Below are 18,076 nucleotides of genomic sequence, written 5' to 3'. Positions count from 1 at the left end.
CACCGACGAGCATCAAGACGACACCATGCCGCACCAGTTCAGCCTCAACCAAGCCATCCGCAAGCCCGCCGTCACCTCCAAGGGCGGCATCGTCGCCTCGCAATCGCGGCGGGCCGCGGAAGTCGGGGCAGAGGTGCTGGCCGCGGGCGGGGATTGCGTCGATGCGATCGTCGCGACCACGTTTGCCCTCAACGTGCTGGAGCCCTGGAACAGCGGCATCGGCGGCGGCGGTGCGATGGTGCTCTACCGCGCCAAGGAAAATCGCTACGAGGTGATCGACTACGGCATGTCCGCGCCGCAAAGCCTGCGCACCGCCGATTATCCGCTCAGCGGCGAAGGCGCGTCGTCAGATCTGTTTCCCTGGCCGCGGGTGAAGGATGACCGCAACGTCCATGGCCCCGGCGCGATCGCCGTACCCGGCGTCGTCGCCGGAATGGAAGAGGCGCATCGCCGCTACGGCAAATTGCCGTGGAAGGATCTGGTCGCGCCGGCAGCTCGGCTCGCCGGCGAAGGCCTGCTGGTCGATTGGTGGACGACGGTGACGATCGCGGGCTCGGCCGCCGATCTCAGGCGCTACCCCGCGAGCGCGGCCGCCTATCTGAAGAACGGCCTGCCGCCGACCGCGCCGTGGGGCATCAAATTCGAGACGCGGCTGCCGCAGGACGCCCTGAAGGCGACGCTGGCACATCTTGCGGACGCCGGCCCCCGCGATTTCTATCAGGGCGAGCTCGCCAGGAGCATTGCTTCCGACATCAAGGCCGACGGCGGCTCGCTGTCGGTGGAGGATCTCGCCGCCTTCCGCGCCCATCCGCGCGAGCCGCTGGCGATCCCCTATCGCGAAGGCAAGGTGTTCGCGACGCCGGAGCTCACCGCGGGGCCGACGATGGCGCATGCGCTGCGGCTGCTGCAGCAGAGCTTGACGCCGGCAGACGCGCCGGATGCCGCCGCCTATATCGAATATGCGCTTGCCCTGCAGGCCGCCTTCCGCGAGCGTCTCAAGGACATGGGCGATGCCGACGGCAAGCGTTCGCTCGGTGCCGAATATCTGGCGCCCGCCTGCACCACGCATTTCTCGGTGGTCGATCGCCACGGCAACATCGCGGCGGTGACGCAGACGCTGCTGTCGTCGTTCGGCTCGCGCTACGTGACACCGCACACCGGCATCACCATGAACAACGGCATCATGTGGTTCGACCCGACGCCCGGCACCACCAACTCGCTCGCTCCGGGCAAGCGCTGCCTCTGCAACTATACGCCCGTCATCGCCGAGACCAAGGACGGCAAGCGCCTCGCGGTCGGCGCCTCCGGCGGCCGCCGCATCCTGCCTGCGGTGATGCAGCTCGTGTCCTTCGCGATGGATTACGGCATGGACCTCGACGCCGCCATCCACCAGCCGCGCATCGACGCCAGCGAAGGCGCGGTGGTGATCGGAGACGCCCGCCTGCCGGCTGAGGTACGCGAGGCGCTGGCCGCGCGCTTCGACTATGAAGAGAGCCGGCTGCAGGCGGTGCCGCAGAAGTTCGCCTTCCCGAGCGTCGTGATGCGCGAGGGCGAGCTCAATTCCGGCGCGGTCGAGATTTTCCAGCCCTGGGCCGATGCGGTGGCGGAAGGCTGAAGGCTAAATTCCGAGCCGGTCCCGCACCCGGCCCGCGATCACGGCGGTGGTCACGCCGACCGGCCAGAATGCGTGCATCGGGATCGGCTTGATGCCCGTGATGGGCATGTCGATCTCGGCCCTTGCGCCGCCGATCAGGCGGCGGGCGAGCTGCGCGCCCATCGCGGTCGAGAGCGCGACACCGCGGCCGTTGCAACCGAGCGAGATCAAGATGTTCTCCGTGGGCTCGTGCACATGGGGATAATGATCCCCGGTGATGGCGAGCCGGCTGTTCCAGCCGTGGGTCCAGGCGACGCCCTTGAGCTGCGGCCAGAGCCGCTCGGCATAACGCATGAGATAGGCGACGTCATGCGGTGACTTGATCCAGCGCATCGGGCCGCGGCCGCCCATCAACAGGCGATTCTGCTGATCGATGCGGTAGTAAACGGTGATGTGGCCGCTCTCGTAGAGGACGGGGCGCGTCGGCATGATCGAACGGGCGACTGCGTCGGACAGCGGTGCGGTGGCGGCGATCGAGGAAAACACCGGCACGACGGTGCGGCGGAGCGCCGGCCAGAGATCGTCGGTGAAGCCGTTGGTGGCGAGCAGGACCTTGTCGGCATGAACCACCGCGCGCGGCGTCTCGATGCGCCAGCGCGTGCCGTCGCGGCGCAGCGACAACGCCGGCGTCTCGCCATGAACCGTCGCGCCGGCCGAAATCGCGGCGCGCGCAAGACCGCGGGCGTAGCTCAGAGGATGCAGATCGCCGCCGCGCGGATCCAGCATCGCACCGACGTAGCGGTCGGTGCCCGTCATCTCGCGGAGCTGCTCGCGATCGAGATACGTCACCGGCATGCCGCGGCGGATGCACTGCTGCGCGGTTTTCTCGATCGCGGCGGCGCTGCTCCCATTGTAGGCAGCGCGGAGCGTGCCGTTCTGCCGCGCTTCGCACGGAATCTGGTAGCGGCGGATCAAATCATGCGTGAAGTTGGTCGTGCCGTAGGCGAACGCGATCATCCGGCGGCCGAGCTCGACGCCGAAGTCGGCTTCAATCTGATCAGGATCGTGCTTCAGGCCCGGATTGGTATGGCCGCCATTGTTGCCGGACGCGCCCCAGCCCGGCTCTTGCGCCTCCAGCACCAGCGCCTCGACGCCCTGTTCGGCCAGATGCAGCGCGGTGGAAAGGCCGGTGTAGCCGCCGCCGACGATCGCGACCGAGACGCTTCTGTCGACATCGAGCGGCGGCGTGGCAACCGGCGCCACGGCGGTGTCGGCATAGAGCGAGGGCGGCAGAGGCAGGCGCGTCATGGAAAGTCCGGTCAGAGCGGATGCAGCACGCGGCGCAGGAAATCCTGCGTCCGCGCGTGCTGCGGTTGATTGAGCACCGATTTTGCCGGCCCCTGCTCGACGATGACGCCGCCGTCGATGAACAGAACGCGATCGGCGACATCGCGGGCAAAGCCCATCTCGTGGGTGACGACGACCATGGTCATGCCGTCGTCGGCGAGCTTGCGCATCACGCCGAGCACGTCCCCGACCAGCTCGGGATCGAGCGCCGAGGTCGGCTCGTCGAACAGGATGGCCTTGGGCTGCAGTGGCGAGCGCCCGCGCGATGGCGACCCGCTGCTGCTGGCCGCCGGAGAGTTGCGGCGGATGCGCGTCAGCCTTTTCCGCAAGCCCGACCTGGGCGAGCAGCGCGCGGCCGCGCTCCAGCACCTGGGCGCGCGGCTCCTTCTTCACGAAGAGCGGACCCTCGATCACGTTCTCCAGCGCCGTCCGGTGCGGGAACAGATTGAAACGCTGGAACACCATCGAGACCTGGGTACGGATGTTCACGATCGACGGCGCGTCGCGATCGACCTTCAAGCCTTCGACGCTGATTTCGCCGAGGTCGTAGCTTTCGAGACCGTTGATGCAGCGCAGGATGGTCGACTTGCCGGAGCCGGAGGGGCCGATGATGCAGACCACCTCGCCCTTCTCGACCGAGGCCGTGATGCCCTTGAGCACCTCGACCTGGCCGAAGCTCTTGTGGACGTCGCTCAGCTCGATCATCGTTTGCCGGCCCGCTTTTCGAAGTGACGGACCAAGAGGATCAGCGGAATGCTCATGGTGAGATACATCAGCGCGACCAGCGTGAACACGCTGGTGTTCTTGAACGTCGAGGACGCGATCAGCTTGCCCTGCAGCGCGAGCTCGGCGACCGTGATGGTCGAGGCTTGCGAGGAATCCTTCAGCATCATGATCATGACGTTGCCGTAAGGCGGCAGCACGATGCGCACGGCCTGCGGCAGCACCACGCGTCGCATGGTGAGCCACCAGCCCATGCCGATCGACTGCGCCGCCTCGATCTGTCCCTTGTCGATCGCCTCGATGCCGGCGCGGAAGTTCTCGGCCTGATAGGCCGAATAGGCGATGCCGAGCCCAAGGATCGCGGCCTGCAACGCGCTGAGCGTGACGCCGAGATCGGGCATCACGAAGTAGAGGTAGAACAACAGCACGATGATCGGGATGCCGCGGATCACGTTGATCAGGCTGGCGCTGAGCATGGACAGCGCTCTTATGCCGGAGACCCGCATCATGGCCCAGACGAGGCCGAGCACCGTCGAGAGCAGCAGCGAGCCCACCGTGACGACGATCGTCAGTGCGACGCCGTTCAGCAAGATCGGGAAGAACTCGACGGCATCGCGCCAGAAGCCTTTCATCGGGCAGCCTTCATCGGTCAGACGCTGACGATCATCCCTGGGCCTTCAGACCCCATTTATCGAGGATCTTGTCGATGGTGCCGTTGGCCTTCAGCTTCGCCAGCGAGGCGTTGATCTTGCCGAGCAGCGCGCTCTCGCCCTTGCGCACACCGATGCCGACCGAACCGACCGTGACGGGCTTGTAACCGTCGACCAGGCGCACCTCGGGAAAGCCGCCCTGCTTCAGATTGTAGGCGAGGATCGGATAATCGGCGTAGCCGGCCTTGAGGCGGCCGGTGTTCACGTCGCGCAGGATGTCCGGAATGGTGTCGTAGGCCTTGACCTCGGCGAACAGGCCGGTCTTCTTCAGCGCGTCGACGAAGGCGGTGCCGACCTGGGCGCCGACGGTCTCGCCCTTCAAATCTTCCTGCGTGGCGTAAGCCTTGGTGTCGCTCTTCGGCACCACGAGGCCCTCGCCATAGCTGTAGATCGGATCGGAGAAGTCGACGACCTCCTTGCGCGGCGGCGTAATGAACATCGCGGCCGCGATGATGTCGATCTTGCTCGAGGTCAACGACGGGATCAGCGCCGAGAACTGCATCGGCTCGATCTGCACGTTGAAGCCGGCATCCTTGCCGACCTCGGTGATGAGATCGACCATGATGCGCTGGATGCTGTTCGTCTTGGTGTCGAGGAAAGTGAAGGGAATGCCCGTCGGGGTCGATCCGACCTTCAGCACCTGTTGCGCCGAAGCCGGCACGGCTGTGGCAATGGCGAGCGCCGCAACTGCGGCCCGAACAAAACGCTTCATCGCATCCCCCTCTTGGGCTTGGCCGACGGCGGCACGCGCGCATGTCGCGATCAGACGTTGCGGGCCGGCCCGTTTCGGCCTATTTTCACCAGTATGAAAATTTGGTCACACTTTCACGGACGATGCAAGCGGTTTTCATGCACATGAAGGAAGCGGTTTGACGTGAGCGGTGGCAAAAGAATGCGCAAACCGGCCGCCGCAAAGCCGGCCAAGATGAAGCCGGCCAAGGTGAAAGCCAAAGCGGCCGAGCCGGCGATGGACGTCGCAGTCGGCCGCCGCATCCGGGATCTCAGGCGGGTCAGGCAATTCTCGCTGGAGACGGTCGCCGCGCGCACGGAGCTGTCGATCGGCTTCCTCAGCCAGATCGAGCGCGGGCTGTCCTCGCCCTCGCTGCGCGTGCTGGCGACGCTCGCCGACGTGCTCGGCGTCGGCATCGCCGCGCTGTTCGGCGCGAGCCCGAGCGCCGACGGCGGATCGGATCAGGTGGTCACGCGCGGACTGCAGCGGCCGGAATTGAAGCTGTGGCGCACCGGCGTGTCCAAGCAATTGCTGAGCCCGGCCAGCAGCGACAACAAGCTCAATCTGTTCCTTGTGCATCTGGAGCCCGGCGGCTCCACGGGCGATGAGCTCTACACCCATGACGGCGAAGAGGCCGGGCTCGTGCTCGAAGGCGAGATGATGCTGACGGTGGACAGCAAGACGTGGTCGCTGAAAACCGGCGACAGCTTTCGCTTCGCGAGCCGACGGCCGCACCGTTTTTCCAACCCGGCGCAGGATGCGAAGGCCGTGGTGCTGTGGGTGAATTGCGTGACGGGGGCGGGGTAGCGCTGTTCGCAACGTCAACAGCCGTCATTGCGAGGAGCTCTTGCGACGAAGCAATCCAGACTGTCTCCGCGGAGAGATACTGGATTGCTTCGCTACGCTCGCAATGACGAGCCGATAGAACGTCACCCGAACCGGTGCTTGTACCGCTCCACCGACAACGCACTGACGTCGATCTCCGGCTTCTTGCCCGACAGCATGTCGGCGAGCACGCGGCCCGAGCCGCAGGACATGGTCCAGCCGAGCGTGCCGTGGCCGGTGTTGAGGTGGAGGTTGGCGTAGTGCGTCCGGCCGATCACCGGCGGGCCGTCCGGAGTCATCGGGCGCAGGCCGCTCCAGAACGTCGCCTTGGACAGATCGCCGCCGCGCGGGAACAGGTCGGTCAGCGAATGATCGAGCGTGGCGCGGCGCGCGTCGTAGAGCTTGTCCGAATAGCCGGAGATTTCGGCGGTGCCGCCGACGCGGATGCGATTGCCGAGGCGGGTGATCGCGACCTTGTAGCTCTCGTCCATCACGGTCGATTCCGGCGCGCCGGAGGCGTCCTTGATCGGCACCGTGATCGAATAACCCTTCACCGGATAGACCGGCAGCGAGATGCCGAGCGGCGCGACGAGCCGCGACGACCAGCTGCCGAGCGCGAGCACGTAAGCGTCCGCCTGCAACAGGCCGGCGCTGGTCGCGACACCGCTGACGCGCGCGCCGTCGGTGACGATGCGGTCGATCGAGGTGTTGAACAGGAAGCGCACGCCGAGCGCCCCGGCATGCTTGGCGAGAGCCTGCGTGAACATGTGGCAGTCGCCGGTCTCGTCCTGCGGCAGGCGAAGCCCGCCGACGAACTTCTCCTTCACACCGCCGAGCGCCGGCTCGGCGGCGATGCAGCCCTCGCGGCTCAGCACCTCGAAGGGAACGCCGTATTGCTTGAGCACGGCGATGTCTTCGGCCGTGCCGTCGAGCTGGGCCTGATAGCGAAACAGCTGCAGCGTGCCTTGCGACCGCTCATCATACTGGATGCCGATGTCGCGGCGCAGATCACGCAACGCATCGCGGCTGTATTCCGCGATCGGAATCATCCGACTCTTGTTGACCGCATAGCGCGCACTGGTGCAGTTGCGCAGCATCTTGAGCAGCCAGACCCACATGACCGGATCGAGCTTCGGCCGGATCACAAGCGGGCCGTGCTTCATCAACAGCCACTTGACCGCCTTCACCGGCACGCCGGGGCCGGCCCAGGGCGAGGAATAGCCGGGCGACACCTCGCCGGCATTGGCGAAAGAGGTCTCCAGTGCCGGCTCCGGCTGACGGTCGACGACCGTCACCTCATGGCCGGCACGGGCGAGGTAGTAGGCAGAGGTGACACCGATGACACCGCTGCCGAGGATCAGAACTTTCACGCTTCGTCAAACTCCCGCGGCGCTCGCCGCTGCAAGGACACAACTCGCTAGCGGCGAGAGCAATTATCAGGCCACCTTCTTGATGGCGTCGCCGAGGATCGAGATCATCTGGTCGATATGGCTCTTCTCGACGATGAGCGGGGGCGACATCGCAACGGAATCGCCGCCGGTGCGCAGATAGAGGCCGCTGTTGAAGCATTCGACCAGCATGTCGTAGCCGCGTGCGCCGACCACGCCGCCACGCGGCGCGAGCTCGACCGCGCCCATCAGGCCGCAATTGCGGATGTCGACGACGTTCGGCAGACCCTTGAGCGAATGCAGCGCATCGCGCCAGTATTCGGCGAGCGAGGCGCCGCGCGTGAGCAGGCCTTCATCCTTGTAGATGTCGAGCGTCGCGATGCCCGCGGCGCAGGCCACCGGATGCGCCGAATAGGTGTAGCCGTGGAACAGCTCGATCTGGTTCTCCGGGCCGGTCATCATGCCGTCATGCACCTTGCGGCTCGCGAACACGGCGCCGCAGGGCACGGTGCCGTTGGTGATGCCCTTGGCCGTCGTCATCAGATCAGGCGTGACGCCGAAGAAATTGGCGGCGAACGGCGTGCCGAGACGGCCGAAGCCGGTGATGACCTCGTCGAAGATCAGGAGAATGCCGTGCTTGTCGCAGATCTCGCGCAGGCGGTTGAGATAGCCCTTCGGCGGCGGCAGCACCGCGGTCGAGCCGGGAACCGGCTCGACGATGACGGCCGCGATGGTCTCGGCGCCGTGCAGGGCGACCAGACGCTCGAGATCGTCGGCGAGCTCGGCGCCGTGCTCGGGCAGGTCCTTGGCGAAGGCGTTGCGGGCGAGATCATGGGTGTGGCGGATGTGGTCGACGCCCGGCAGCAGGGTGGTGAAGGCGCGGCGGTTGGCGACCATGCCGCCGACCGAGGTGCCGCCGAAGCCGACGCCGTGATAGCCGCGCTCGCGGCCGATCAGCCGGGTGCGGCTGGCCTGGCCGTTGGCGCGGTGATAGGCGAGCGCGATCTTCAGCGCGGTGTCGACCGACTCGGAGCCGGAATTGGTGAAGAAGACGCGGTCGAGGCCCTTGGGCGCGATTTCGGCGAGACGCTCGGCGAAGTCGAATGCCAGCGGATGGCCCATCTGGAACGACGGCGCGAAGTCCAGCGTCATCAGCTGGCGCTCGACCGCGGCGGCGATCTGCTTGCGGCCATGGCCGGCATTGACGCACCAGAGCCCGGCGGAGCCGTCGATCACCTTTCGGCCGTCGACGCTGGTGTAGTACATGCCCTCGGCCGAGGAGAACAGGCGCGGCGACTTCTTGAACTGCCGGTTGGCCGTGAACGGCATCCAGTACGAATCGGTCTTGATGGTGTTCGGAATCTGATGAAGGGTCACGGCCGCGCTCCTTTGCTGACGCAATAGCTGAGCCATGGCTTGCAAAGCGCAACAAGTCCTTTTCTGGTGACCTGCAAGCCATTGATTTGACTGGGGCTGCCGGTCCATATTTGCGCGATCCGCAACACCTGCAACACGGGATCAGGGCAAGGACCAGGACATGAGCGTCGACATCGGTGGACGGCTGCGATTCATCCGGGCGCGCCACAAGTTGTCGCAGCGGGAGCTCGCCAAGCGCGCCGGTGTCACCAATTCGACGATCTCGCTGATCGAATCCAATCAGATGAACCCGTCGGTCGGCGCGCTCAAGCGCATTCTCGACGGCATCCCGATGGGGCTCGCCGAGTTCTTCGCGCTGGAGCCGGAGTCGAGGCGCAAGATCTTCTACCGTGCCGAGGAGCTCACCGAGGTCGGCAAGAAGCCGATCTCGTACCGGCAGGTCGGCGACAATCTGTTCGGCCGCAGCCTGCAGATCCTGAAGGAGCGCTACGAGCCCGGCAGCGACACCGGGCGCGTTCATCTCGTCCATGACGGCGAGGAAGGCGGCATCGTGATCTCGGGTAAGCTCGAAGTCACCGTCGAGGACGAGCGCCGCATCCTCAATCCCGGCGATGCCTATTATTTCGAGAGCCGCCGCCCGCATCGCTTCCGCTGCGTGGGCGGCAAGCCGTGCGAGGTGATCTCGGCCTGCACGCCGCCGACGTTCTAACGGCGAGATCGGCGCACCCGGCGCGGCTCGTTCACCTCTCCCACTTGCGGGAGAGGTCGCGAGGGTGAAGCTCTTTCCTCTGGGGGATTGTCCCATTGCGGAGACACCCTCTCCCGCAAGCGGGAGAGAGAGCGCAATTCCCATCGTTGCAGCGCTTTGGCCTCATTTCAACGTGCTTCAACCCTGCGTCAGCAACTCCTCGATCCGGATCGGAAAGTTACGGACACGTACGCCGGTGGCGTGCCAGACCGCGTTGGCGACCGCGCCGGCGCTGCCAGTGATGCCGATCTCGCCGACGCCCTTGATGCCGAGCGCATTGACGTGTGGATCGTGCTCCTCGACCGTGATGACGTCGAGCGGCGGCACGTCGGCATTAACCGGGATATGGTACTCGCCGAGATTGGCATTCATGATCCGTCCGCTGCGGCGGTCGGTGATGGCCGCCTCGTGCAGCGCGAAGGACAGGCCCCAGATCATGCCGCCGAACAGCTGACTCTGCACCATGCGCGGATTGATGATGCGCCCGGCGGCGAAGGCGCCGACCATCCGGGCGAGGCGGACCTGGCCGAGCTCGGGATCGACTTTCACCTCGGCGAACACCGCACCGTGGGCATGCATCGCATATTGCTCCATCGCCGCAGGGTTCGCCGCGCCGGTGCCGCGGGCCTCGATCTCGGCGACGCCCGCGCGCGCGAGAATCTTGGCATAGCTCTCGCTGCGGCTCTCGTCGTCGCGGCGGATCAGCCTGCCGTCGCGCGCGATCACGCCGGCATTGCCGGCGCCGAACAGCGGCGAGCGCTCGTCGTTGGTGGCGAGATCGGCGAGCTTTCCGATCACGGCTGCACCGGCGCTGTGGATCGCAGCGCCTGCCGTTGCCGTGTGCGCCGAGCCGCCGGCGATGCCGGCGTCGGGCAGGTCCGATGTCCCCGACTTGAAGTCGAGGCGGTCGATGTCGAGGCCGACGGCATCGGCCGCGATCTGCGCCAGCGCGGTCCAGGCGCCCTGCCCCATGTCATGCGCGCCTATCTCCATCACGCCGGAGCCGTCGCGGCGGATCGCCGCGCGCGCTTCGGCCTGGAACATCAGCGCCGGGAAGGTCGCTGTCCCCATGCCCCAGCCGACCAGCAGACCGGCATCGTCGCGCATCTGCCGCGGCTGCAGCGGACGCTTGGCCCAGCCGAAGCGCGCCGCGCCCTGCTCGTAGCAGGCCCGCAGCGCCTTGGAGGAGAAAGGCCGCCCGGTCATCGGCTCGACCTCGGCGTAGTTCTTCAGACGGAAGGCGAGCGGATCCATGCCGCAGGCCCAGGCCATCTCGTCGATCGCGCTCTCGAGCGCGATCGAGCCGGTCGCCTCGCCCGGCGCGCGCATGAACAGCGGCGTGCCGGAGTTGACGCGCACGGCATCGTGCGAGGTGCGGATCGCGGGCGCCGCGTAGAGCGTGTGCGAGGCATCAGCGGCAGGCTCGTAGAAATCGTCGAACGTGCTCGACACGGTTCGCGCGTGATGATCGAGCGCGGTCAGGCGTCCCTCGCCGTCGGCGCCGAGGCGCAGGCGCTGGCGCGTCGGCGCGCGGTGGCCGACCGGGCCATACATCTGCTCGCGGCGCAGCACCAGCTTGACCGGCTTGCCGACCAGCTTCGCCGCCATCACGCCGAGGATCTGCGGCCCGGTCAGGAAGCCCTTCGAGCCGAAGCCGCCGCCGAGGAACGGGCTACGGATATGAATCTTCTCCGGCGCGAGGCCAAACAGCTCGGCGACGCGGCCGCGAGCCATCACCATGGCCTGGCTCGGGGTGTCGAGGAAGAGCTCGTCACCCTCCCAGCGCGCCACGATCGCGTGCGGCTCCATGGCGTTGTGATATTGCGGCGGCGTCTCGTAGGTTGCGTCGATCTGCTTGTCGGCCGCGGCGAGGCCCGCCTCGACATCGCCGCGGTGGCCTTCCGTGGGATTGCCGACACCGACGACCGGCGGCACGAAGCTTTCGCCGGCATCGAGTCCGACCAGCGCGGGCTGCACTTCAAAACGCGGGGCCAGCAGCGCCGCGCCTTCGGTCGCGGCCTCCAAGGTTTCGGCGATCACGACCGCAATCGCCTGACTGGCGTAGCGGATATCGTTGCTCTGTAGCACCTCCATCCGGAACACGAACGGATTGGTCTTGATGTCGGGGTCGATCGCGAGCGCTGGCTTGTGATCGGGCGTCATGACGTCGACGACGCCGGGATGGCGTTTTGCGGCAGCGACATCGAGCGAGACCACACGGCCGCGCGCAACGCTGGAGACGGCCATCACCGCAAACAGCATGCCGGGCGGATGATTGTCCGCGGCATAAGTCGCCTGTCCCGTCACCTTGAGAATGCCGTCACGGCGGGTCAGCGGCTGGCCGATATTCGAGCCGTGCCTGAGATGGGCGGGAGCGCTGGTCAAATTGAGCTCAGACATGGAGGGCTCCGGAGGTCGAGGCGAAGGGAGAGGCCGGCAACGCGGGGATACGCGCAGGCGTCCCGGCGGCGGCCAAGGTCAGCGCGCGCACGACGATGCGGCGCGCGAGTTCGATCTTGAAGGCGTTGTCGCCGGACGGCTTGGCGCCGTCGAGCCCAAGCCGGGCCGCCTCCTGGAACGCGGCCGTGGTCGGCGCGACGCCCTTGAGGACGTCTTCGGCGGCGCGGGCGCGCCAGGGCTTTGCGGCGACGCCGCCGAGCGCGAGCCGTGCTTCCTCGATCCTGCCATTCTCGATCCGCAGCGCAGAAGCGGCCGAGACGACGGCAAAGGCATAGGAGGTGCGTTCGCGGACCTTGAGGTACCGCGCATGCGCGGCAAAGCCGCGCGCAGCGGGCGGCAGGCGCACCGCGACGATGAGATCGCCGGGCTCGAGCACGGACTCGCGCTCGGGCGCATCGGCCGGCAGGCGGTGCAGCTCGTCGAGCGCGACTTCGCGCCGGCCGCCCCTGCCCTCGATCTCGACGATGGCATCGAGCGCGACCAGCGGCACGCAGAAGTCGGAAGGGTGCGTGGCGATGCAGCTCTCGCTCCAGCCGAGCACGGCATGGCTGCGGTTGTCGCCCTCGCGCGCGTCGCAACCGGAGCCCGGCGTCCGCTTGTTGCAGCGGCTGGCGGTGTCATAGAAATACGCGCAGCGCGTCCGTTGCAACAAATTGCCACCGACGGTGGCGGCATTGCGCAATTGAGCCGACGCTCCGGAAAGCAGCGCCTCGGCCACCGCCGGATAGGACCGCGCGAACTCCGCATCATGGGCGAGATCGGCATTGCGCACCAAGGCGCCGATGCGCAAGGACCCGTCCGCGAGAGTCTCGATTCCGCCGAGGCCATCGAGATGCGTGACGTCGATCAGCCGGTCCGGACGGCTGACGCCGCCCTTCATCAGGTCGAGCAGGTTGGTGCCGGCGGCCAGAAAGACCGCGCCTGGCTGGGCCGCCGCCGCAACGGCTTCAGCAACCGTCGCCGGCCTGACATAATCGAATTGTTTCATGCGGAGCGCCTCTGATTGGTCTCGTCCATCTGTCCTTGCGCTTCCAGCACGGCATCGACGATGCCGACGTAAGCGCCGCAGCGGCACAGATTGCCGCTCATGCATTCGCGGACGCGCTCGGGATCGTTGCCGGCCTGGCCTTCGCCGATCATGCCGATCGCGCTCATGATCTGGCCGGGCGTGCAGAAGCCGCACTGGAAGCCGTCATGGGCGATGAAGGCCGCCTGCACCGGATGCAGTTGGTCACCGCGCGCGAGGCCTTCGATGGTGAGGATGTCGGCCCCGTCGTGGCTGATGGCGAGCGCGAGACAGGAGTTGATGCGCTTGCCGTCGACGAGAATGGTGCAGGCGCCGCACTGGCCGCGGTCGCACCCCTTCTTGGTTCCGGTCAGATGGAGGCGCTCACGCAGGAGATCGAGCAGCGTGACGCGCGGATCGTCGAGGACGAAGTCGCGCCGCGCACCGTTCACGGTGAGGCTGATGGAGTGGTTCATACAAGGCTCCGATCAGATTTGGACATGAGTCATCGCGCAGCGCGCCACCGCCGTGGCCGCTGTCGATTGCGCGCCTTCCGATCACGATGCGGCCGGCGCTCGATCGAAGATACGGAGGCTGCCTCCGCTTAACAAGGGCGGTGCGAAAGAATCTGGAATTCGTCAAAAGCGCGTGCGCCACCAACGCGATGCAGCTAGCTAAGGGTCCGGCGAGGGTTCAATCTAACCAATTCGTGATCTACATTGCGCGGCATGGACGACCACACCGACCAGAGCCGCAAACCCCGCGCCGATGCCGTGCGCAACCGCGAGCGCGTGCTCGAAGCGGCGAAGCTCGTGTTCAATGCGGGCGGCTCGGAGGCGAGCCTGGAAGCGGTGGCGAAGCGCGCCGGCGTCGGCATCGGCACGCTGTATCGGCATTTTCCGACGCGCGAGGCCCTGTTCGAGGCGGTGTATCGGCGCGAGGTCGAGCAGCTCAGCGAGCTGGCCGAGCAACTGAAGAATGCCAAGGATCCGGTCGAGGCGCTGCGGCGCTGGCTACGCTCGGGGGTCGAGTTCGTTGCGACCAAGAAGGGGATGATGGCCGCGCTGGCGCTCGCAGTGCAGAGCGGGTCGGAGCTGCATGCCTTCTCCTTCGAGCGTCTGACCAAGGCGATCGGCTCGCTGCTGGACCGGGCGGTCGCAGCCGGCGAGATGCGCGCCGACATCAGCCCGGAGGACCTGCTGCGCGCCTTCTTCGGCATGTGCTACGTGCACGACCAGCCCGGCTGGCAGGCAACCGCGCTGCGCCTGCTCGACGTGTTCGTGGACGGCTTGCGCACGCCGCCGCCCAGCAAGGCCAGGGCGCGCACGTCGAAGACGACGAAGCCCGCGAAGCGGAAGCGGTAGGCGGTGTGGACTCATAGTCGAAGGAATCTCGACTCCTGAAGGCCGAGCGGAAAATCTGCTGATCGGCCTGAGCATTGCGGCTTGTGGCGCGCGGCGGACATCAGGACGCGGGGATTGGCACTTTCGGGAACTCCAAACTTGGTGCAGACTTCAGGCCATATTTCGAAGAATTGGATCGGGTGCTGCCAATGCCAATCTTCCTTGACCGACACGATCTCTCGGGGCTAACCGCTGCCGATATCGCCGAGGCGCATCGCAAAGATTTGGAAGTGCAAGATGGATACGGCGTTCGTTTTCTAACGTACTGGTTTGATGAATCGCGCGGTACGGGCTTCTGCCTCATTGACGCACCGGATATCCGAACGGCGATGAGGGTTCATGACGAAGCTCACGGCGACGTGGCGAAAGATGTCATCGAAGTGGACCTCTCGGCGGTCCAGGCCTTTCTGGGGAGGGTATCCGACCCGGCACCTAGCGGCGCGGCAGACGATGTCAAATTCGATTCGGCGCTGCGAGCTATCATGTTCACCGACATCGTCGGCTCTACCAGCATGACGGCGCGTCTTGGCGATGCCCGTTCAGTGGAGATGGTTCGGGCTCATGACGCGCTGGTGCGCCGGGCCTTGAAGGACGAGGGCGGGCATGTGGTGAAGCACACCGGCGATGGTATCATGGCATCCTTTGCCGACGCCGCTGCCTCTGTGCAATGCGCCCGCGCCATCCAGCGCGCATTTGAAGCCTTTAATCTAGCGAGCAAGGAGAAGCTTCAGGTGCGAATTGGCATCGATGTCGGTGAACCGATTGCTGACAGCAACGACCTTTTCGGTGCGACCGTTCAACTGGCCGCACGCTTGTGTCAGTTGGCCGAACCGGATGCTATTCTCGTGTCAAAGGCTGTACAGGATTGCATCCGGGATCGCGTGCAAGTGTCGAGTTTGGGTGCCCACCAGCTCAAAGGCTTTCAGCAGCCCATTGATGCATACGGAATCGAATGGCGTTAACTTTCGCGAATTCCAGCGACGTCTGCGCTTGGCCCATCGGCGACCTTCGACGATTTTTGTGCCGCTGCTGAGGGCGGAGCGGGCATCTGGAGCACCCAGGCCAAGCGTGTGATTCACGAGTCCACGCCGGCCGCAGCAGATGTGCTACGATCGCCGCCGGGATATCGACGCGGAGCCTGTCATGCGTATCGCAGCCTTGCTGGTCGCTCTCATTGTTGCCTGTCATCATTCAGCGTTCGCCGGCGATGTCGCGGCGGCCCAGAGCGTGATCCGCGCCCAGGAGCAGGCCTTCGTTCGCGACGATGCGGCGGCGGCCTATTCCTATGCGGCACCGGCGATCAAGGAGATCTTCCCCGCACCCGACATCTTCATGTCGATGGTGCGAAACGGCTACGCGCCGGTCTATCGTCACAAGAGTTTCGAGTTCGGCGAGAGTAAGAGCGATGGCACCTGGATCGCCCAGCGCGTCCATATCGTCGATGCCAATGGCGAGGCCTGGGTGGCACTCTACACGCTCGAGCAGCAGGGCGACGGCAGCTACAAGATCACCGGATGCTCGCTGCTCAAGGCAGGACAGGCGGTTTAAGTCGCGAAACCGGGCCCGGCCTTGACCGAGCCCGTCCGCGCGCGGATCAAGAGCAGTACGACGATGCCGACGTTCAGCGCATTCCAGGCGACGCCGTTGGTGAAGGCCGCGGCATACGAGCCGGTGGCGTCGAAGATGACGCCGGACACCCAGCCGCCGAAGGACATGCCGAACACGGACGCGAAGATCACGATGCCGACCCGGGTCGCAGCCTCGCTCGCCGGCATCGCCTCGCGCACGATGATGGCGTAGCTCGGCACGATGCCGCCCTGGAACAGGCCGAACATCGCGGAAATCAGATAGAGCGAGGTCAGGCTGTCGAAGAACAGATAGAACACCAGCGCAAAGCCCTGCGCCAGCGATCCCACCAGCAGCGTGTAGATGCCGCCGATCTTGTCGGCGAGGTAGCCCGAGCCGATCCGGCTGATGATGCCGCAGCCCATCATCAGGGACAGCATCTCGGCGCCGCGCGCCACGCCATAACCGAGATCGCCGCAATAGGCGACGATGTGCACCTGCGGCATCGCCATCGCCACGCAGCAGGAGATGCTGGCGATCGAGAGCAGCACCGTCAGCGTATTCGTCGACAGCCTGAGGTCGACCCGCGGCGGCGGCGCATTGGCATGATCGTGCACGGTGTCGCGGCCCATCTGCGCGCGCAGGATCAGCACCAGCACCGTCATCAGGCCGGCGCAGACGACGGCGATGCCGATATGGGTGTAGCGCCAGCCGATCTCCTGCGTGCCCCAGCTCACGATCGGCGGCCACATCGCGCCGGCGACGTAATTGCCGCTGGCGACGATGGTCACCGCAAGACCGCGATAGCGCTCGAACCAGTGCGAGGCTTCGGCCATCAGCGGCGCGAAGGTCGCCGACGTCCCGAGCCCGATGAAGAAATAAGCCGCCACGAACTGCCAGAGCTGGCCCGACAGGCCCGCGAGCACATTGGCAACGCCGAGAAAGGCGATGCTGATCGCCATCGCCGGCACGATGCCGAACCGGTCGGTGATCTTGCCCGCGATCACGCCGCCAAGCCCGAAGCCGAACATCATCATGGTGAAGGCCAGCGAAACCGCGCCGCGCGTGGCGCCGAATTCGGCCTGCACGATCGGAATCACCACAACGACGGCCCACATGCCGACGGCGCCGATCGAGCCGATCAAAAGCGCAATGACCAGCCGCATCCAGGCCTGACGCGAATCAGGGCTGAATGAATGAGGCGTCTGGCCGGGATGATTGGGCGCGTGCACGGCGGGAACATGGCCCGCGGGTTGCCACAGGGTCAAGCAGCACGCCGCGATATTGGGCATGCGCTGTGCACTGCGGTAAGAAGGCGCTTGGCGAATGCGCGTTTTGACACTAGTTTGCAATCAGCGTGTGCAACATTGCCGCGCGAGGAGCCCATTGGCGGGATGTTGCTGCGTTTGACACGATCGATGCGGATCAGGGTGGGGCGGATCGTCGCCCTCGCCTATCTGTTCTGCGTGCTCGCGCCGGCTGCAAGCCTTGCCTTCGGTAGTGCTGCGCCCTGCCTTGGCGACGAGGGTTTGGCCGACTCCGTTCCGGTGCATCACCATATGGCTGCGAGCCACGGCGATGTTCCGCATGGCGATGTTCCGCACCAGCATGCGGCGCCCCCTTCGCAGACCGCGGCGAAGGACGCGCCTCTTCCGAATCATCACGACGGCAAGGGAACAGTGGGCCCGTGCTGTGCGATGATGTGCGTCAGCGCACTGCCGGCCGATCTGCCCAGCGTCGCCACGCCGGTCCGGCCGATGTCGACCTGTGCGCCCGAGATCGTGCCCAGCCTGCACAGCGCCGCGCCGCCCCAGCACTACCGCCCTCCCATCGCCTGATCTGACACGACGGTTTCGGTTTCGAAGCGCGCTTTTGCGCGCGCGAACCTGTGGTCTTTCAGATCGGGATTTAGGACATGCTCGCGCTTTCCGGGGCGAAATCCGCCGCATCTGCGGTGGGTGATCGACACTCACGTTTCATTTGGCTGCTACTGGCTTTTTCCGCGCCGGCGCTGTCCGGCTGCATGCCGGCAACGACGCACATGGCCAGCGCGGATCCCGCCGATCCGGCGGCGAAGGTAGCCCCCGTCGGCTATCGCTCGACCATCGCGCCCTATACCAGCCTGCGGCCTGCGACGCCGGCTCCCTGGCGCGGCCGCAACGAGGCGGTGACGCCGCAGCCGAAGCAAGAGCGGTAGGA

General features: G+C 66.1%; 17 protein-coding genes and 1 pseudogene. 8 read left to right on the top strand and 10 right to left on the bottom strand.

The genetic code is table 11. From position 1 onward, the window contains the following. Window positions 1-25 precede the first annotated feature (25 nt). Window positions 26-1,615 (top strand): gamma-glutamyltransferase family protein, encoded by a 1,590-nt coding sequence (locus AC24YW_RS17220; RefSeq protein ID WP_487484212.1) that lies wholly within the window; start codon window positions 26-28, stop codon window positions 1,613-1,615. A 3-nt stretch (window positions 1,616-1,618) separates the two neighbouring features. On the opposite strand, the gene AC24YW_RS17215 is transcribed toward AC24YW_RS17220, so the two are convergent. The 4 genes and pseudogenes from AC24YW_RS17215 to AC24YW_RS17200 all read right to left on the bottom strand — a co-directional run bounded on the left by AC24YW_RS17215 (window position 1,619) and on the right by AC24YW_RS17200 (window position 5,086). Then, entirely contained in the window at window positions 1,619-2,902 is a 1,284-nt protein-coding gene (locus AC24YW_RS17215; RefSeq protein WP_487483835.1) for an NAD(P)/FAD-dependent oxidoreductase, read from the bottom strand. Window positions 2,903-2,913: 11 nt separating this feature from the next. Next, a pseudogene (locus AC24YW_RS17210) lies at window positions 2,914-3,646 on the bottom strand (amino acid ABC transporter ATP-binding protein). Continuing rightward, window positions 3,643-4,296, bottom strand: coding sequence for an amino acid ABC transporter permease (locus AC24YW_RS17205; RefSeq protein ID WP_197948930.1), 654 nt, complete (start codon window positions 4,294-4,296; stop codon window positions 3,643-3,645). The pseudogene AC24YW_RS17210 and the gene AC24YW_RS17205 overlap by 4 nt, the downstream one beginning before the upstream one ends. A 31-nt stretch (window positions 4,297-4,327) precedes the next feature. Then, a complete protein-coding gene (locus tag AC24YW_RS17200; protein ID WP_487483834.1) occupies window positions 4,328-5,086 on the bottom strand; it encodes an ABC transporter substrate-binding protein in 759 nt (252 codons plus the stop codon). A gap of 180 nt (window positions 5,087-5,266) precedes the next feature. On the opposite strand from AC24YW_RS17200, the gene AC24YW_RS17195 reads away from it, so the two are divergent. Continuing rightward, the gene (locus AC24YW_RS17195; RefSeq protein ID WP_487483833.1) at window positions 5,267-5,911 is read left to right on the top strand and encodes a helix-turn-helix domain-containing protein; all 645 of its coding nucleotides are present in this window, start codon (window positions 5,267-5,269) and stop codon (window positions 5,909-5,911) included. Window positions 5,912-6,033: 122 nt separating this feature from the next. Here the strand turns inward: AC24YW_RS17195 and AC24YW_RS17190 are convergent, their stop codons facing one another. Next, window positions 6,034-7,299 (bottom strand): D-amino acid dehydrogenase, encoded by a 1,266-nt coding sequence (locus AC24YW_RS17190; RefSeq protein WP_487483832.1) that lies wholly within the window; start codon window positions 7,297-7,299, stop codon window positions 6,034-6,036. Between the two features lie 66 nt (window positions 7,300-7,365). Continuing rightward, window positions 7,366-8,694 carry an omega-aminotransferase AptA gene (gene aptA, locus AC24YW_RS17185; RefSeq protein WP_487483831.1) on the bottom strand — a complete coding sequence of 443 codons (1,329 nt, stop codon included), beginning with the start codon at window positions 8,692-8,694 and terminating at the stop codon, window positions 7,366-7,368. 160 nt (window positions 8,695-8,854) lie between these two features. Here aptA and AC24YW_RS17180 point away from each other — a divergent pair, with 160 nt between their 5' ends. Next, window positions 8,855-9,403: a cupin domain-containing protein gene (locus tag AC24YW_RS17180; protein WP_018646206.1), complete on the top strand. Its 549-nt coding sequence runs from the start codon at window positions 8,855-8,857 to the stop codon at window positions 9,401-9,403. Window positions 9,404-9,580: 177 nt separating this feature from the next. Here the strand turns inward: AC24YW_RS17180 and AC24YW_RS17175 are convergent, their stop codons facing one another. Genes AC24YW_RS17175 through AC24YW_RS17165 form a run of 3 tightly spaced genes read right to left on the bottom strand, consistent with a single transcriptional unit; the run spans window position 9,581 to window position 13,384 of the window. Next, the gene (locus AC24YW_RS17175) at window positions 9,581-11,842 is read right to left on the bottom strand and encodes a xanthine dehydrogenase family protein molybdopterin-binding subunit (protein WP_487483830.1); all 2,262 of its coding nucleotides are present in this window, start codon (window positions 11,840-11,842) and stop codon (window positions 9,581-9,583) included. Next, window positions 11,835-12,890, bottom strand: a complete 1,056-nt coding sequence (locus AC24YW_RS17170) for an FAD binding domain-containing protein (protein WP_487483829.1) — start codon at window positions 12,888-12,890, stop codon at window positions 11,835-11,837. Before AC24YW_RS17170 ends, AC24YW_RS17175 begins: the two co-directional genes overlap by 8 nt. Further along, window positions 12,887-13,384, bottom strand: coding sequence for a (2Fe-2S)-binding protein (locus tag AC24YW_RS17165; protein WP_487483828.1), 498 nt, complete (start codon window positions 13,382-13,384; stop codon window positions 12,887-12,889). The genes AC24YW_RS17170 and AC24YW_RS17165 overlap by 4 nt, the downstream gene beginning before the upstream one ends. 252 nt (window positions 13,385-13,636) lie before the next feature. On the opposite strand from AC24YW_RS17165, the gene AC24YW_RS17160 reads away from it, so the two are divergent. The 3 genes from AC24YW_RS17160 (at window position 13,637) to AC24YW_RS17150 (ending at window position 15,859) form a co-directional block, all read left to right on the top strand. Further along, complete coding sequence (locus tag AC24YW_RS17160; RefSeq protein ID WP_487483827.1) at window positions 13,637-14,272, top strand: TetR/AcrR family transcriptional regulator; 636 nt, start codon at window positions 13,637-13,639, stop codon at window positions 14,270-14,272. Window positions 14,273-14,460: 188 nt separating this feature from the next. After that, the gene (locus AC24YW_RS17155) at window positions 14,461-15,273 is read left to right on the top strand and encodes a nickel-binding protein (protein WP_487483826.1); all 813 of its coding nucleotides are present in this window, start codon (window positions 14,461-14,463) and stop codon (window positions 15,271-15,273) included. A gap of 181 nt (window positions 15,274-15,454) precedes the next feature. Beyond that, on the top strand, window positions 15,455-15,859 hold the full coding sequence (locus AC24YW_RS17150; protein WP_487483825.1) for a DUF4864 domain-containing protein: 405 nt from the start codon (window positions 15,455-15,457) through the stop codon (window positions 15,857-15,859). Here AC24YW_RS17150 and AC24YW_RS17145 read toward each other — a convergent pair. Then, a complete protein-coding gene (locus tag AC24YW_RS17145) occupies window positions 15,856-17,043 on the bottom strand; it encodes an MFS transporter (protein ID WP_487483824.1) in 1,188 nt (395 codons plus the stop codon). The two genes, AC24YW_RS17150 and AC24YW_RS17145, sit on opposite strands and share 4 nt — an antisense overlap. Window positions 17,044-17,295: 252 nt before the next feature. Here AC24YW_RS17145 and AC24YW_RS17140 point away from each other — a divergent pair, with 252 nt between their 5' ends. Then, window positions 17,296-17,715 (top strand): hypothetical protein, encoded by a 420-nt coding sequence (locus AC24YW_RS17140; RefSeq protein ID WP_487483823.1) that lies wholly within the window; start codon window positions 17,296-17,298, stop codon window positions 17,713-17,715. A 77-nt stretch (window positions 17,716-17,792) separates the two neighbouring features. Next, window positions 17,793-18,074: a hypothetical protein gene (locus tag AC24YW_RS17135; RefSeq protein ID WP_487483822.1), complete on the top strand. Its 282-nt coding sequence runs from the start codon at window positions 17,793-17,795 to the stop codon at window positions 18,072-18,074. Window positions 18,075-18,076: the final 2 nt, after the last annotated feature.

It is taken from the genome of Bradyrhizobium sp. USDA3516 (genome assembly GCF_057651995.1).
The sequence above is the reverse complement of the archived record's forward strand: the minus strand, read 5'-3'. Positions and strand labels throughout refer to the sequence as shown.